General features: G+C 66.8%; 13 protein-coding genes and 1 pseudogene. 11 read left to right on the top strand and 3 right to left on the bottom strand.

What is annotated here, in order from left to right:
- Positions 1–70: 70 nt before the first annotated feature.
- Entirely contained in the window at positions 71–1,207 is a 1,137-nt protein-coding gene (proB, locus tag CAL12_RS01770) for a glutamate 5-kinase (protein WP_086062908.1), read from the top strand.
- A 116-nt stretch (positions 1,208–1,323) separates the two neighbouring features.
- Here proB and CAL12_RS01765 read toward each other — a convergent pair whose 3' ends face one another.
- The gene (locus CAL12_RS01765) at positions 1,324–2,841 is read right to left on the bottom strand and encodes a 3-hydroxyacyl-CoA dehydrogenase (protein ID WP_086067620.1); all 1,518 of its coding nucleotides are present in this window, start codon (positions 2,839–2,841) and stop codon (positions 1,324–1,326) included.
- 113 nt (positions 2,842–2,954) lie between these two features.
- Positions 2,955–4,184: a CaiB/BaiF CoA transferase family protein gene (locus CAL12_RS01760; RefSeq protein ID WP_086062907.1), complete on the bottom strand. Its 1,230-nt coding sequence runs from the start codon at positions 4,182–4,184 to the stop codon at positions 2,955–2,957.
- A gap of 389 nt (positions 4,185–4,573) precedes the next feature.
- On the opposite strand from CAL12_RS01760, the gene CAL12_RS01755 reads away from it, so the two are divergent.
- Together CAL12_RS01755 and CAL12_RS01750 are read left to right on the top strand one after the other, a co-directional pair.
- The gene (locus tag CAL12_RS01755; RefSeq protein ID WP_086062906.1) at positions 4,574–4,807 is read left to right on the top strand and encodes a hypothetical protein; all 234 of its coding nucleotides are present in this window, start codon (positions 4,574–4,576) and stop codon (positions 4,805–4,807) included.
- A gap of 567 nt (positions 4,808–5,374) precedes the next feature.
- A complete protein-coding gene (locus tag CAL12_RS01750) occupies positions 5,375–7,009 on the top strand; it encodes an ABC transporter substrate-binding protein (protein WP_086062905.1) in 1,635 nt (544 codons plus the stop codon).
- 72 nt (positions 7,010–7,081) lie between these two features.
- Here the strand turns inward: CAL12_RS01750 and purT are convergent, their stop codons facing one another.
- On the bottom strand, positions 7,082–8,317 hold the full coding sequence (purT, locus tag CAL12_RS01745) for a formate-dependent phosphoribosylglycinamide formyltransferase (RefSeq protein ID WP_086062904.1): 1,236 nt from the start codon (positions 8,315–8,317) through the stop codon (positions 7,082–7,084).
- A gap of 174 nt (positions 8,318–8,491) precedes the next feature.
- Here purT and CAL12_RS01740 point away from each other — a divergent pair, with 174 nt between their 5' ends.
- The 8 genes and pseudogenes from CAL12_RS01740 (at position 8,492) to hprK (ending at position 14,859) form a co-directional block, all read left to right on the top strand.
- Entirely contained in the window at positions 8,492–9,481 is a 990-nt protein-coding gene (locus CAL12_RS01740; RefSeq protein ID WP_086062903.1) for a KpsF/GutQ family sugar-phosphate isomerase, read from the top strand.
- Positions 9,478–10,089 (top strand): KdsC family phosphatase, encoded by a 612-nt coding sequence (locus CAL12_RS01735; RefSeq protein WP_198298351.1) that lies wholly within the window; start codon positions 9,478–9,480, stop codon positions 10,087–10,089. Before CAL12_RS01740 ends, CAL12_RS01735 begins: the two co-directional genes overlap by 4 nt.
- 82 nt (positions 10,090–10,171) lie before the next feature.
- Positions 10,172–10,798 (top strand): annotated as a pseudogene (lptC, locus tag CAL12_RS01730) (LPS export ABC transporter periplasmic protein LptC); the annotation flags it as partial.
- 116 nt (positions 10,799–10,914) lie between these two features.
- Positions 10,915–11,712 carry a lipopolysaccharide transport periplasmic protein LptA gene (gene lptA, locus CAL12_RS01725; protein WP_086067618.1) on the top strand — a complete coding sequence of 266 codons (798 nt, stop codon included), beginning with the start codon at positions 10,915–10,917 and terminating at the stop codon, positions 11,710–11,712.
- Between the two features lie 86 nt (positions 11,713–11,798).
- Positions 11,799–12,587 (top strand): LPS export ABC transporter ATP-binding protein, encoded by a 789-nt coding sequence (lptB, locus tag CAL12_RS01720; protein WP_086062901.1) that lies wholly within the window; start codon positions 11,799–11,801, stop codon positions 12,585–12,587.
- A 245-nt stretch (positions 12,588–12,832) separates the two neighbouring features.
- Positions 12,833–13,159, top strand: coding sequence for a ribosome hibernation-promoting factor, HPF/YfiA family (gene hpf, locus CAL12_RS01715; RefSeq protein WP_086062900.1), 327 nt, complete (start codon positions 12,833–12,835; stop codon positions 13,157–13,159).
- 304 nt (positions 13,160–13,463) lie between these two features.
- Positions 13,464–13,919, top strand: a complete 456-nt coding sequence (locus CAL12_RS01710; protein WP_086062899.1) for a PTS sugar transporter subunit IIA — start codon at positions 13,464–13,466, stop codon at positions 13,917–13,919.
- A gap of 13 nt (positions 13,920–13,932) precedes the next feature.
- The gene (gene hprK / locus CAL12_RS01705; protein ID WP_086062898.1) at positions 13,933–14,859 is read left to right on the top strand and encodes an HPr(Ser) kinase/phosphatase; all 927 of its coding nucleotides are present in this window, start codon (positions 13,933–13,935) and stop codon (positions 14,857–14,859) included.
- The last annotated feature ends 26 nt before the right edge of the window (positions 14,860–14,885 follow it).

Genomic DNA, 14,885 nt, shown 5'->3' with positions numbered 1-14,885 from the left:
GCCGCGCCGGCTGGCGCGGACGGGCAACCGAACGGGCAATCGCCCACCCGCTTACGTTCCGGCTTTCGTCATGTCCGCCGACACCAACGCCGTATCCGTCATCGCCGCCGCCAACCGGCTGGTCGCCAAAGTAGGATCCACCCTGGTCACCAACGAGGGCCGCGGCCTGGACCGCGCCGCCGTCGCCCACTGGGCCCAGCAGATCGCCGCGCTGCGCAAGCAGGGCCGGCAGCTGGTGCTGGTATCCAGCGGCGCCATCGCGGAAGGCATGGCGCGGCTGGGCTGGCGCAAGCGCCCGTCGGTGATGCATGAACTGCAGGCCGCCGCCGCGGTCGGCCAGATGGGATTGGCGCAAGCCTATGAAGCGGCCTTCGCCGAACATGGCCTGCGCACGGCGCAGATCCTGCTCACGCACGAAGACCTGGCCGATCGTCGCCGCTACCTGAATGCGCGCTCCACCCTGTTCGCCCTGCTGCGCCTGGGCGTGGTGCCCATCGTCAACGAAAACGACACCGTGGTCACCGACGAAATCCGTTTCGGCGACAACGATACGCTGGGCGCGCTGGTGACCAACCTAATCGAGGCAGACGCGCTGATCATCCTGACCGACCAGCGCGGCCTGTACGAAGCGGACCCGCGCAAGCATCCCGATGCCCGCTTCGTGTCGCATGCGCAGGCTGGCGACCTGGCATTGGAAGCCATGGCAGGCGGCGCCGGCAGCGGCATCGGCACCGGCGGCATGCTGACCAAGGTGCTGGCGGCCAAGCGTGCCGCGCACAGCGGCGCGCACACCGTCATCGCATCGGGCCGCGAGCGCGACGTGCTGGTGCGCCTGTCGCAAGGCGAATGCATAGGCAGCGAGTTGCGCGCCGTGCTGCCGGTGTGGTCGGCCCGCAAGCAATGGCTGGCGGACCATCTGCGCCTGCGTGGCCGCGTCGTCCTGGACGACGGCGCGGTGCGCGCGCTGCGGCAGGAAGGCAAGAGCCTGCTGCCGATAGGCGTGGTCGACGTGCAAGGCGATTTCGAACGCGGCGACGTCGTGGCCTGCGTGGATGCGGACGGCCGCGAATGCGCGCGCGGCCTGGTGAACTATTCGTCGGCCGACGCCCGGCGCATCATGCGCCAGCCTTCGTCGCGCATCGAAGCGCTGCTGGGCAGCATGACCGAGCCGGAACTGGTGCACCGGGACAACCTGGTCGTGCTCTAAGGTCGGGATGCGCCTGCCGTGGCGGATCTTCGGCCGCGAGTTGGCGCAATGCACGTGCGCCAGGGCTGCCGCGGCCACCGATCCGTTCCGGGCGCGGTGCCCTGCGCGTCCCCTGCCTACCCTTCCAGCAAGGACATCTTCAGCTGCACGCGCCGCTGCAGCCACAGGCTGGGACGGTAGCGCGGGTCACCCGTCACGCGCTGCATATTGCGCAGGATTTCCAGGATGCGCCCGGCGCCCAGCATATCGCCCATGGCCAAAGGCCCCGCCGGGTAGCCCAGTCCCAGGGTCACCGCCTTGTCGATATCCTGCGGCGTAGCGATGCGCTGTTGCGCGATCTCGCAAGCGGTGTTGACAATGGTGGCGACGATGCGTTGCGCGACGAAGCCCGGCGAGTCCTCGATCACGCTGACCGGCGCGCCATCGGACGCGAACAGCGCATGCGCCGCCTCGCGCCAGCGCGGCTGCGTGGCCGGCGAGGCCATCACCGTACGGCGGCGCTTGGGGTCGAAGCCATGCAAGGCGTCCACGCCCACGGTGCGGGCGGGATCCAGATCCTGCGTGAACGCCGCGGTGGAGACGTCCTCGCCGTAAGGCGTCACGACGATCAGCGCGTCATCCGGGGCGCGGCTGTCCGAAGCACGCGGCACGCCCATCTGATCCAGCAAGCCCGCCACGGCGTCATGCCCCTGCGGATGCACCCCGCTCACCCATACCTTCAAGCCGGCGGGCAGCGCCGGCGCCGCCGCTTCGGCCGGCACCTGCTTCTGCCCATCAGGGTAGCGATAGAAGCCTTCGCCCACTTTGCGTCCGAGCAGGCCGCCCGCCAGCCGCACCGACGTGATGGGCGACGGCCGGAAGCGTGGCTCGTCGAAAAACTGGCGATAGATGGACTCCATCGCCGGATGCGAGACGTCCAGCGCCGTCAGGTCCAGCAACTCGAAAGGCCCCATGCGGAAGCCGGCCTGCTCGCGCATGATGGCGTCCACCTGGGCGAAGCTGGCGACCGATTCCTGCGCCACCCGCAGGCCTTCGGTGCTCATGGCGCGGCCCGCGTTGTTGACGATGAAGCCGGGCATGTCGCGCGCGCGCACCGGCGTGTGGCCCATGCGGCGGGACAGCTCCATCAGGGCGTCCCCGGCCGCGGGATCGCTGCGCAGGCCATCGATGACTTCAACCACCTTCATCAAGGGCACGGGATTGAAGAAGTGATAGCCGACCACGCGCGCCGGCACGCGGCAGGCCGCCGCGATCGCCGTGATCAGTAGCGAAGACGTATTGGATGCCAGGATGCAATCGTCCGCCACGATCTCTTCCAGCTGCTTGAAGACGTCGCGCTTGATGTCCAGCCGCTCGATGATGGCTTCGACGATCAACTGGCAGTCCTTCAGGCCCGCCAGCGCCGCGCAGGGCACGATGCGGTCCAGGGCCTGCCGTGCGGCATCGGGCGTCAGCTTGCCTTTTTCGGCCAGCTTGGCCCAGGTCTGCTGCAGGCTGGTCCGCGCCGCCGCCACCGCGTCCGCGCTGGTGTCGTACAGGCGCACGGTCAGGCCCGCCTGGGCCGCGATCTGTGCGATGCCGCGCCCCATGGCGCCCGCGCCCACGATGCCGATGATGTTGATGGTCCCTGCCATGATGTTGGTCTCCTGCATGTGATTGGTGAGCCATCGCGCGGCCCGGCGGACCGGGCGCGCGGCGACCGCGAGTCTTGTGCGAGTCTTGTCGTCGTTCGGAGGTGGGGAACGGCCTACCGGCCGCCGCCCGCCAGCGCCTGGATGTCGCTGTCCGTCAGGCCCAGCCGGTCGCGCAGCACCTGCTCGGTATGCTCGCCCAGCATGGGCGGCGGCCGGCGGTACTCCACCGGGCTGCCGGAAAAGCGCAGGGGACTCGCGCCTATCGGTACGGTGCCGGCCACCGGATGGGGCAATTCACGGCGCATCTGCCGGAACCGCACCTGGGGATCTTCATAGACCTGCTCCAGCGTATTGATCGGCCCCGCCGGGACGCCAACGGATTCCAATTCCGCCAGCCAGCGGTCGCGCTCGCCCAGGGCCATGCGCTCGACCAGGATGGGAACCAGCACGTCCCGATTCACGACCCGCTTGGGATTGGTGGCAAAGCGGGGGTCGTCGGCCAGTTCGGGCAGGCCGATGACGCCGCAATAGGCGCGGAACTGGCTATCGTTGCCCACCGCCACGATCATGTGCCCGTCGCTGACGGCGAAGACCTGGTAGGGCACGAGATTCTGGTGCGCATTGCCCGCGCGGCGCGGCGCCGTGCCGGACGTCATGTAGTTCAGATTCTGGTTGGCCAGCATGGCGACCTGGCAGTCCAGCAGGGCCATGTCCAGATGCTGGCCCAGGCCGCTGCGCTCGCGCTCGAACAGCGCCGCCAGGATGCCCGTGGCGGAATACATCCCCGTCATCAGGTCGGCCACCGCCACGCCGGCTTTCTGCGGACCGCCGCCGGGCAGGTCGTCGCGTTCGCCGGTGATGCTCATCAGCCCACCCATGCCCTGGATCATGAAGTCGTAGCCGGGGCGGCTGGCGTAGGGGCCGGTCTGGCCGAAGCCGGTGATCGAGCAATAGATCAGGCGCGGATTGGCCTGGCTCAGGCTTTCGTAGTCCAGGCCGTATTTGCGCAGCCCACCCACCTTGAAGTTCTCGACCAGGATATCGCTCTGCAATGCCAGCTGGCGCACCAGCTCCGCACCGCGCTGGGACGCGATGTCCAGCGCCACCGACAGCTTGTTGCGGTTGGCGGACAGGTAATACGCCGCCTCCGTCGTGTCATTGCCGTCCGCGTCCCGCAGATAGGGAGGCCCCCAGCCGCGCGTGTCGTCGCCGTTGCCCGGCCGTTCGATCTTGATGACTTCGGCGCCCAGGTCGGCGAGGTTCTGGGTACACCAGGGTCCGGCAAGGACGCGCGTCAGGTCTAGAACGCGGATGCCGGTGAGCGGAGCAGGACGAGTGGACATGGACGCCGGGTCTTATGGAGAGGGCCAGGCTGAGCGTGGCGGAGGGGTTGGAGGAATTGGCTATTGTGCCCTACATCCCGCCGGGATCCCCGGCCGGGGCGGGGGCGTATTCCATAGGATGGACGTGGGAAGGCGGCGGGCCGGACAACCGCATTCCGGAGCGCCGCGGCCCGCCCGCCGGCCTCCGCGCCACACGCCCGGGTCGCCGGCGCACACTGGTAAGTCATTGAAAGACAAAAGGATTCGCTAGAAATCCGGGTTCATGTCGTGTCTTATTACAACAACCCTAGGGTAAACCCCTAATATTTGTTGCGTTGCACTACGGGTTTTCCCTATAATGGTTTTCACCAAGCAGGCAAACAGCAGTAGACAGCAGTCCGGAGAACGCCATGACCAATATCGCCCTGAACCAGAATCTTCGTCTTACCGACGCCCTCGAACGCGACATCCTGGAGAACACCTTGAACACGCAACCCGCCGCCCATCCCGTCAACGCCGTCAAGCGCGCCGCCCGCGCCGTGGCCCATGGTGTTGGTGCCTTCTTCAACTTCATCGAAGAAGTGCAAGACACGATGAGCCGTGCGCAACAGCAGACCGGCCGCTACACCGGCATGCAGTGGTAATCGGCCACGGCCGGTGAAGTGACCGGCATCGGCAGAGCAGCCGCATCGCTCGCCCGCTGTCCGGAAAGCCCACCGCAGGAAGCGCCTGCATCCACGATAAGCATCTGCCGTCGAGCAATCCGGTCGATGAAATGCGGGATGCGGAAGCCGCCCCGGCAGGCACCGCTACACCGGCCACGCAGTGAGCAGTACGCAGTGCAGCCGTACGCACTGTGGCAGTACGCAGTGCAGCATCGAGCAGTAGAGCAATCGTCAGTAAAGCAGTGCAAGCAGTACCGCCGCGCCGCAATGGCCGGCATCGCGCATCGGGCAACTGTTGCATGCGCGATGCCGGCCATTGCCTTTTCAGGCGCGCCAAATCGCCCGCTTCCCGCGTCTTCTGGCTAACGCGCATTGACAGCGTTTCCACCCCGTCACGATAATCGCCCGCTTCGGCGATAGTCTGATAATGAGTTGGTTGCTTTTGCATCTCGGGCCGCCCCGTCGCGGGGACCGCGGCCCGAGCCACGCAAGGCGGCCCTACCGGCGAGCCCGCCGTTATCGCTCGCCTCTTCGCGGAGTACATCCATGCTGTCCACCCGTCACGCCCTGGCGCTGCTTTGCGCCAGCGCCGGTATCGCCACCGCCATCCCGGCCCAGGCGCAGACCCTGAAAATCGCCCTGTCGGCAGAGCCCACATCCGCCGATCCCCACTATCACAAGATGACGGCGAACGATGCTTTCTCCGCCCACGTCTACAGTTCACTGATCTCGCGCGACGCCGACATGAACCTGGTGCCGTCCCTGGCGACGTCCTGGAAGAACCTGGACGACCTGACCTGGGAATTCAAGCTGCGCCATGGCGTCACGTTCTCCAACGGCAAGCCCTTCACGTCGCAGGACGTGCTGTTCACGATCTGCCGCACGCTGAATAACGAGACGAACATCTCCAGCTCGTACGCCACGCTGACGCAGATGTTCACCGACGTGCAGACGCCGGACGACTACACCGTCATCATCAAGACCCGCCAGCCGCTGCCGGTCATGCCGGCCGAAGTCGCGCGCTCGCTGCCCATCATCTGGAACGGCATCGTGCCGCACGGCAAGCTGACCTTCGCGCCCAAGGAAGGCTGCGGCGTGACGGGCCCCTGGCCTACCGTGGTCGACTTCAATAACGGCAAGGACGCCATCGGCACCGGCCCCTATGTGTTGAAGTCCTACGTAAAGGGCACGGGCATCGAGCTCGTGCGCAACGAACACTACTGGGGCCAGAAGCCGTACTGGAAGGAAGTGAAAATGGTGCCGGTGCCGAACGCCGGCCCGCGCATGACGGGCCTGCTGTCCGGCGATTTCGACCTGATCGAAAACCCGGCCGCCCGCGACATCCAGCGCTTGAAGGAAAATCCCAAATTCGCCTACGTGGCCACGCCCTCCACCCGGCTGGTGTTCTTCCAGCCCGACGTGGGGCGCAATCCCAGCCCGTTCGTGAAGGCCGCCAACGGCAAGAACCCGCTGCAGGACCTGCGCGTGCGCCAGGCCATCAATATGGCGATCGACCGCAAGGCGATCACGCAACGCATCATGGACGGCATGGCGACCCCGGCCTACCAGTACATGCCGGACGGCATGTTCGGCGGCCTGGCGCATGCGCCCGAGATCAAGTACGACCCCGCGGCGGCCAAGAAACTGCTGGCGGACGCCGGGTATCCCGATGGCTTCGAGCTGACCATTTCGTCGACCAACGACCGCTATATCAATGACGGCCAGGTTGCCCAGGCGGTGGCGCAGTATCTGTCGCGCATCGGTATCAAGACGAATGTGGATGCCATGACGGCGTCCATCTATTTCCCCAAGCGCGCCAAGAAGGAGTTCAGTTTCTCGATGGGCGGCTGGCCTTCGGAAGTGGGCGAGGCGTCGGCGCTGTTCCAGCTGTGGGTAACGTCCTTGGACGCCGCCAACTCGCTGGGCACCAGCAACTACGGCGGCTACTCCAACCCGGCCTTCGACAAGGTGTATCGCCAGGCGGCGGTCACGGTGGACGCCGACCAGCGCCGCAAGCTGCTGGAGGAATCGACCAAAATCGCGCTGGCCGACGTGCCGCTGATCCCCCTGCACTTCGAAAGCACCCTGTGGGCCTACCGGAAGGGCATCAGCTACGAAGGACGGCGCGACCAGTACACGCTGGCGATGTCGACCAAGCCGGACAACGGCACCGGCAAGTAAAAAACCGCGGGACGCCGCCTCGCGGCGGCCGGGCGCCCCCGGGCGGCAATGCCGTCCGGGGGCGTTTTCGCATCACGCGCCCGCCGCGGCCTTGACGGTAACGGCGCCGGCGACGCGCAACGCCTTTTCGCGGGCGGCTTCCACGGTATCGGCGGTCGCCAGCCCAACGCCCATCCGCCGCTTGACGAAGGACTCCGGCTTGCCGAACAGGCGGATATCGGTGCCGGGCTCGGCCAGCGCCTGCGCGACACCATCGAAGGTGACGGCGCCAGCGTCCACGCCGCCGTAGATCACCGCGCTGGCCCCGGGCTGGCGCAGGGTGACGTCCACCGGCAGCCCCAGGAGGGCCCGGGCGTGCAGTTCGAACTCGTTCTGCACCTGGGTGATCATGGTCACCATGCCCGTGTCGTGGGGACGCGGGCTGACTTCGGAAAACCATACCTGGTCGCCGGCCACGAACAATTCCACGCCGAACAGGCCCAGGCCGCCCAGGTTGCCGGTGACGGCCAGGGCGATATCGCGGGCGCGCTGCAAGGCGGTGGCGGACATGGGATGCGGCTGCCAGCTTTCGACATAATCGCCGTCCACCTGCTTGTGCCCGATGGGCGCGCAGAAACGGGTTTCGATCTCGCCGGAGGCGGCGCGGGCGCGCACCGTCAGCAGCGTGATCTCGTAATCGAAGCGGATGAAGCCTTCCACGATGGCGCGGCCGGCGCCGGTGCGGCCGCCTTCCTGGGCGTAGCGCCAGGCGGCGGCCACGTCATCCGGCCCCTTGATGACGGACTGGCCCTTGCCGGACGAGGACATCACCGGCTTGATGACGCAGGGATAACCGATGCCGCCATCGATGGCCTCGCGCAACTCGGCTTCGGTATCGACGAACCGATAGGGCGAAGTCTGCAGGCCCAGCGTTTCGGCGGCCAGTCGGCGGATGCCTTCCCGATTCATAGTCAGGCGCGCGGCCCGCGCCGTCGGCGTGACGCGCACGGTGCCGGCCGCTTCCAGGTCCACCAGCAGATCCGTGGCGATGGCCTCGATTTCGGGGACGACCACGTGCGGCCGCTCCCGCTCGATGATGGCGCGCAGCGCGTCGGCATCCGTCATGGACACCACGTGGGCGCGATGGGCGACCTGCTGCCCGGGCGCATCGGCGTAACGGTCCACCGCGATCACTTCCACGCCCAGCCGCTGCAGCGCGATGACGACTTCCTTGCCCAGTTCCCCGGCCCCCAGCAGCATGACGCGGGTGGCGGCGGGTGTGAGCGGCGTGCCGAAGCGGGGAGCGGCGATCGTGGACGTGGTGGACATGGGTAAGCCTGTTCGAAAATCCGGGCCGCGGCCCGTGCGGGAAGAGCCCGCCAGCATGCCATAGGCCCCGGGGGGGCGGCAACCGGCCATGCCGTGACTGAAAGATCACGACGAGATGACCACGGGATCACCATCGGACGGCGGCAAATCCCGCGCTGCGATTAAAATCGCGCCATGAATGCCCTTCCCGCCATCACTCCGGACGCGGCGCTGGCCTCGGCCCGGCGCACGCTGCGCATCGAATCGCAAGCCCTGCTTGAATTGGAAGCCCGCCTGGACGATACCTTTGCCCGCGTGGTCGACCTGCTGCTGAACTGCCGCGGCCGCGTGGTGGTCAGCGGTATCGGCAAGACGGGACACATCGCCCGCAAGGTGGCCGCGACGCTCGCGTCCACCGGCACGCCCTCGTTTTTCCTGCATGCGGCGGAAGCCGTGCACGGCGATCTCGGCATGATCACGCCGGACGATGTGCTGATCGCCATTTCCTATTCCGGATCGGGCGGCGAACTGCTCACCATCCTGCCGGCGGTGCGCCGCCTGGGCACCAGGGTGGTTGCGATGACGGGCAATCCAACGTCGGAGCTCGCGCGGCAGGCGGATATCCACCTGGACGTCAGCGTGGCCCAGGAAGCGTGTCCCATGAACCTGGCGCCGACCGCCAGCACCACCGCGGCGCTGGCGCTGGGCGACGCGCTGGCGGTGGCCTGCCTGGAAGCCCGCGGCTTCGGGCCGGAGGATTTCGCCCGCTCGCACCCCGGCGGGACGCTGGGACGCCGGCTGCTGACGCACGTGCGCGACGTCATGCGCCAGGGCGACGAGCTGCCCATGGTGCCCGCCGACGCGCCGCTGTCCCGCGCCCTGGAAGAAATGTCCGCCAAGCGCATGGGCATGACCGTGATCGTCGACGCCCGGCGGCACCCGTTGGGCATCTTCACCGACGGCGACCTGCGCCGCCTGATTGAACGCCACGGGGATATCCGCGGTCTGAAGATCATCGACGGCATGACGCGTTCCCCGCATACCGTGCCGGCCGATGCGCTGGCCGTGGTCGCCGCGCAGCAGATGGACGAACTGCGCGTCAGCCAGATGCTCGTCCTGGATCAACAGGGCGCGCTGATCGGCGCCCTGCACATGCACGACCTGATGGCCGCCAAGGTAGTATGAACATGATAGCACCCGCCCATTCCGCCACGCATCCGGCAGAAGCCCTGATCCTGGCCCGCCTCCAGCCCATCGTCAAGGAACGGGCGGCGGCCGTGCGCCTGATGGTTTTCGACGTCGATGGGGTACTGACCGATGGCAGCCTGTACTACGGCGAGCATGGGGAACTGTTCAAACGATTCAACGCACTGGATGGCCACGGTTTGCGATTGCTGGCCGAAGGCGGCGTGAACGTCGCGCTGATCACCGGCCGATCCGGTCCCATCGTGGACCGGCGCGCGGCGGAGCTGGGCATCGCGGAAGTCATGCAGGGCGTGCGCGACAAAGGCGCCGCGCTGGCGACGCTGGCGCAGCGCGTTGGCGTTACCCTGGACCAGACCGGCTACATGGGCGACGACATCATCGACCTGCCGGCCATGCAGCGCGCCGGCTTCGCGGCGTCCGTGCCCAACGCGCCGGCCTATGTCGCGCAGGGCGCGCACTGGGTGGCCAGCCATCCCGGTGGCAGCGGCGCGGTGCGCGAATGCTGCGACGTACTGCTGGCCTGCCAGGGTCGCCTGGGCGCGCTGCTGGCTTCACCCGGCCTGCTGGGCCCGGGGGCCATCCAGTGAACCCCGCCGCCATGCAGCCACGCCGCCCGTCACCCTCGATCACCGGCCACGACACCGCGGGGCACCGAACCTTCCGTATCGAATGAAAGAACGCTTCCCGTCGCTCATCGCCCTGTTCCTGCTGCTCGTCCTGGTCGTCGGGACCTGGTGGGCCGCCGACTATACCCAACGCGCCGTGCCCATCGATCCGCCGCGCCGCCTGACGCACGAAATGGACGCATGGTCGCGCAATTTCGTCATGGTGCGCACCGGCGAAGACGGCAAGCCCATCAACCGCATGGAAGGCGATTACGGCGAACACTATCCGGACGACGACTCCTACGTCGTGACGAATCCGCGCGCGGTGGGCCTGCGGCCCAACACGCCCATTACCGTCGCCACGTCGCAGACCGCCACCATGTACCAGGGCGGCAAGCGCATCGTCATGGACAAGGACGCGCACATGCACCGGCAACCGGACGCGGACACCCCGCCGCTGGACGTCCGCAGCGAACAGCTGGTCATCCTGCCCGACGAAGACACCATCAGCACCACGCTGCCGGCCCTGGTCACGCGCGGCCAGTCGCGCATGAATGGCACGGGGATGAAGTACAACAACAAGACCCGACAGTTGGAAGTATTCTCGTCCACCAATGTGGAAATCGCGCCCGCGGACACCCAGCGCTCCGGCGGCAAGGATGACGCCAAGAGCCGGCCCAAGGGACAGAACGACACTCAATCCCCACCCGCGGATGGCTCGCCCGCGCCGCGCTCCGATTCACAACCGCCTGCCGGCGCCGCCGCGCGCGCGCAGGCCCCCGCTCACGCCTCCGTAAAAAAACAATGATGATCGAACTTCGCAAATGCCTGCCGTCCGCCTGGCTGACGGGTGCCATGCTGGCCGTGGCCGGCGCCGTCGCCAGCGCGGGTGCCCATGCGCAGGCCACCCCCGCCGCGCCCGCCACGCCCGCCGCATCGGCGCCGGCGGGCAAGACCTCCGGCGCGTCCGGCAAGGGCAACGCCCAGACGCCGGCGGAAGAGCCCAACACGGTCATCCTGTCGGAACAGCTGCATTACGACGACGTCAAGAAGACCAGCGTGTTCACCGGCAACGTGATCATGACGCGCGGCCTGATGACCCTGCATTCCGACGAGTTGCAGATGCGCGAAGACGCCCAGGGCAACCAATACGGTACCGCCCTGGCCAATCCGGGCAAGATGGTCACGGTGCGGCAGGAGCGGCCTGAAAACTTCGAAGTCATCGAAGGCGTCGGCCGCCGCGCGGAATACGACGGCACCAAGAGCATCTTCGACCTGATCGGCCAGGCGGTGGTCACTCGCTACATCTGCGGCAAGCCCTTCGATACCATACGCGGCCAGAAAGTCCGCTACAACGACAAGGCCGGCACCTACGAAGCCATAGGCGGTCCCGAGTCGGCGGCGCCGGCCGGCCGGGTCCGGTCGGTGATGGAGCCGCGCGCGCGCACCGACGCCGCCATCGCGGAATGCCGGGCGCAGCAGGGCGGCAAGCCTGCCGCCGGCAAGGGCGGCACGCCGTCCACGCCCGCCGCCACGTCGGGAGCCGGACGCAATGGCCCGTCCAGCGGCAACGCGTCCTCCGGCAAATCCGCCGTCAAGCCCTGATCTTCACGGCCGCCAGCGGCGCCCCGAGGGGCCACTGGCGCGGTCGGCGCGCGCCGCCGTCATCCAGTTATCCGAATCGACCCCCAATGATCACGCAAGCCACACCACAAACCCAAACCCCGTCCACCGCGCGCACCAGCAGCCTGCGGGCGATCGGCCTGCGCAAGACTTACCACGGCCGCACCGTCGTGCAGGACGTGTCGCTTTCGGTCGACAGCGGAGAAGTCGTGGGCCTGCTGGGGCCGAACGGCGCGGGCAAGACCACCAGCTTCTACATGATCGTGGGCCTGGTGCCGGCCGAAGCCGGCCGTATCGAAATCGACGACCAGAACATCACCGGCCTGCCCATCCACAAGCGGGCCCGGCTGGGGGTTTCCTACCTGCCGCAGGACGCCTCGGTGTTCCGCCGCCTGACGGTGGAGCAGAACATCCGCGCCGTGCTGGAACTGCAGCAGGATGAGCGCGGCCGGCAGATCTCGGCGGCGGCGATCAACGAAAACCTGGAGCTGCTGCTCGAAGAGCTGCAGATCGGCCATATACGCGGCAATACCGCCATCTCGCTGTCCGGCGGCGAGCGGCGTCGCGTGGAAATCGCCCGCGCGCTGGCCACCAGCCCGCGCTTCATCCTGCTGGATGAACCCTTCGCCGGCGTGGATCCCATCGCGGTGATCGAAATCCAGCGCATCGTGCGCTTCCTGAAAAGCCGCGGCATCGGGGTGTTGATCACCGACCACAACGTGCGCGAAACGCTGGGCATCTGCGACCGCGCCTACATCATCAGCGAAGGCAAGGTGCTCACCGATGGGCACCCGGAGGACATCGTCGGCAACCCCGCCGTGCGCCGCGTCTACCTGGGCGAGCACTTCCGCATGTAACCGTGGCCTCGGCATTTGATCCACATCCGAAGTTCTTTCGGGGACGGATTGAAAAGCCCGTTGGAGTCTTTACACTAGGATTACAGGCTGCGTTTCGACCCGGTCCGCCGAAGCCGCGGAGCGGAACGAAACGGGACTTTCCCGGGTGGGCGATCAGCCCGCCTTCAACGCAAAAAGGAGATCGATAACGTCAATTCCCGCGCGCTGTGCGCACCAACCTTTTCTTGGCAGAAGGAGATTGCACTATGAATCTAAGCATCTGCGGTCGTCATCTCGACGTCACCCCGGCGATCCGGGAGTACGTAGTGAACAAATTGGCCCGAGCGTTACGGCATTTTGATCACATCATCGATGTGCAAGTCATGCTCTCCGTGGAACCGCTGCGGCATACGGCCGAGGTCACCATGAGGCTACGAGGCAAGGACATCCATTGCGAAGCGCAGGATGAAAACCTATACGCCGCCATCGACTTGCTTGCCGACAAGATCGACCGTCAGGTCATCAAGCACAAGGATAAGGTCCAGAGCCACGCCACCGAGTCCGTGAAGCGACTACCCGTAGCGGCCGCCTGACGCCGCACCGCGCTCACGAACGCTCGTTGACGAGCGCCAAGTTCGCGCCACACGCGCAACGTACCTCCAAAGCACCGATGTCCCGCAGAGCGCAAATGTTCCGGGGCATCGGCCTTGCCGAATACCGCAGCAGCTGAATTCATCGACTTTCGCTACTGCCGCCCCGCGCCCCTCCCGCATCAAATCCCCCCGACCGCCCCATCCGCCCTGTTACAGGTACGCAGCCGACTGTCCCGGCATGAAGCGTCACCTTGCCGCCACAGCTGTTTTTTTGCGTTGCGGCGTATGAACATATAATCGAATCATGAATCATCTGCCCCGCATCCTGCCCGCAGGGAATGTCGTGCTTGACCTGCTGGCCACCAGTAAGAAGCGGGCATTCGAACAGGCTGGTCTGCTTTTTGAAAACCATCACGGCCTGGCGCGTTCCACCGTGTTCGACAGTCTCTTCGCCCGGGAGCGCCTGGGCTCCACAGGATTGGGCCAGGGCGTGGCGGTTCCCCATGGCCGCGTCAAGAGCCTGAGCGAGGCCGTCGCGGCCTTTTTCCGCCTGTCCCGTCCCGTACCCTTCGACGCGCCGGACAACCAGCCGGTCAGCATGCTGCTGTTCCTGCTGGTCCCGGAAAACGCCACGCAGCAGCACCTGGATATACTCGCGGAGCTCGCACAGTTGATGTCCAACAAGCCCCTGCGCGAAGCCCTGGCCACGGAGACCGATCCCGTGGCCGTCCATCGCATGCTGACGACCGGCACTCTTTGATCTCTCCATCGCCATGCTTACCGTCCAGGAACTGGTCGACGACAACGCCGACAACATCCCCTTCAACTGGATCGCGGGACAGGGCGCGGCGGACCGGGTCGTTCCGGACGACGGCATGGCCGCCGCCGATCTGGTCGGCCACCTCAACCTGATCCACCCGTCGCGCATACAGGTGTTCGGGCAGGAAGAACTGGCGTATTACACGCGTTTCGACCTGCGCCGCCGCATGCACCACATGGATGAGCTGCTGATCGGCGGCGTGCCGGCGATCCTGCTGGCCGACGGGTTGACCGCGCCGCAGGACCTCATCGATCAATGCGAACAACACCAGGTGCCGCTGCTGAGCACGCCGGTGCCCGCGGCGCAGCTGATCGATCTGTTGCGCATCTATCTGGGCAAGAAACTGGCGCCCACCACCACGGTACACGGCGTGTTCCTGGACGTGCTGGGGCTCGGCGTGCTGATTACCGGCGAATCGGGCCTGGGCAAGAGCGAGCTGGCGCTGGAGCTGATTTCACGCGGCCACGGGCTGGTGGCCGACGACGCGGTGGAATTGTCCCGCACCGCGCCGAACATGATCGAAGGGCACTGCCCGTCCCTGCTGCAGAACCTGCTGGAAGTCCGCGGGCTGGGCCTGCTGGATATTCGCACGATCTTCGGCGAGACGTCGGTGCGCCGCAAGATGCGGCTTAAGCTGATCGTGCATCTGGTGCGCGCGACGGCGCAGGACAAGTTCGAACGGCTGCCCTTGCAGGACATCACGCAGGACATGTTGGGCCTGCCGATCCGCAAGGTCATGCTGCAGGTGGCGGCGGGGCGCAACCTGGCCGTGCTGGTCGAGGCCGCCGTGCGCAATACCATCCTGAAACTGCGCGGCATCGATACGCTGGGCGAGTTCATGGAACGCCAGGCCATGGCGATCCTGCAGAACAGCAAGTAAGCCGGACGCCCCGCCCGCGAGCCGGG

The sequence above is a fragment of the Bordetella genomosp. 8 genome (assembly GCF_002119685.1).
Taxonomy (GTDB): domain Bacteria; phylum Pseudomonadota; class Gammaproteobacteria; order Burkholderiales; family Burkholderiaceae_B; genus Bordetella_C.
Note: the sequence above shows the minus strand (reverse complement) of the source record. Positions and strands in the feature narration are given on the sequence as shown.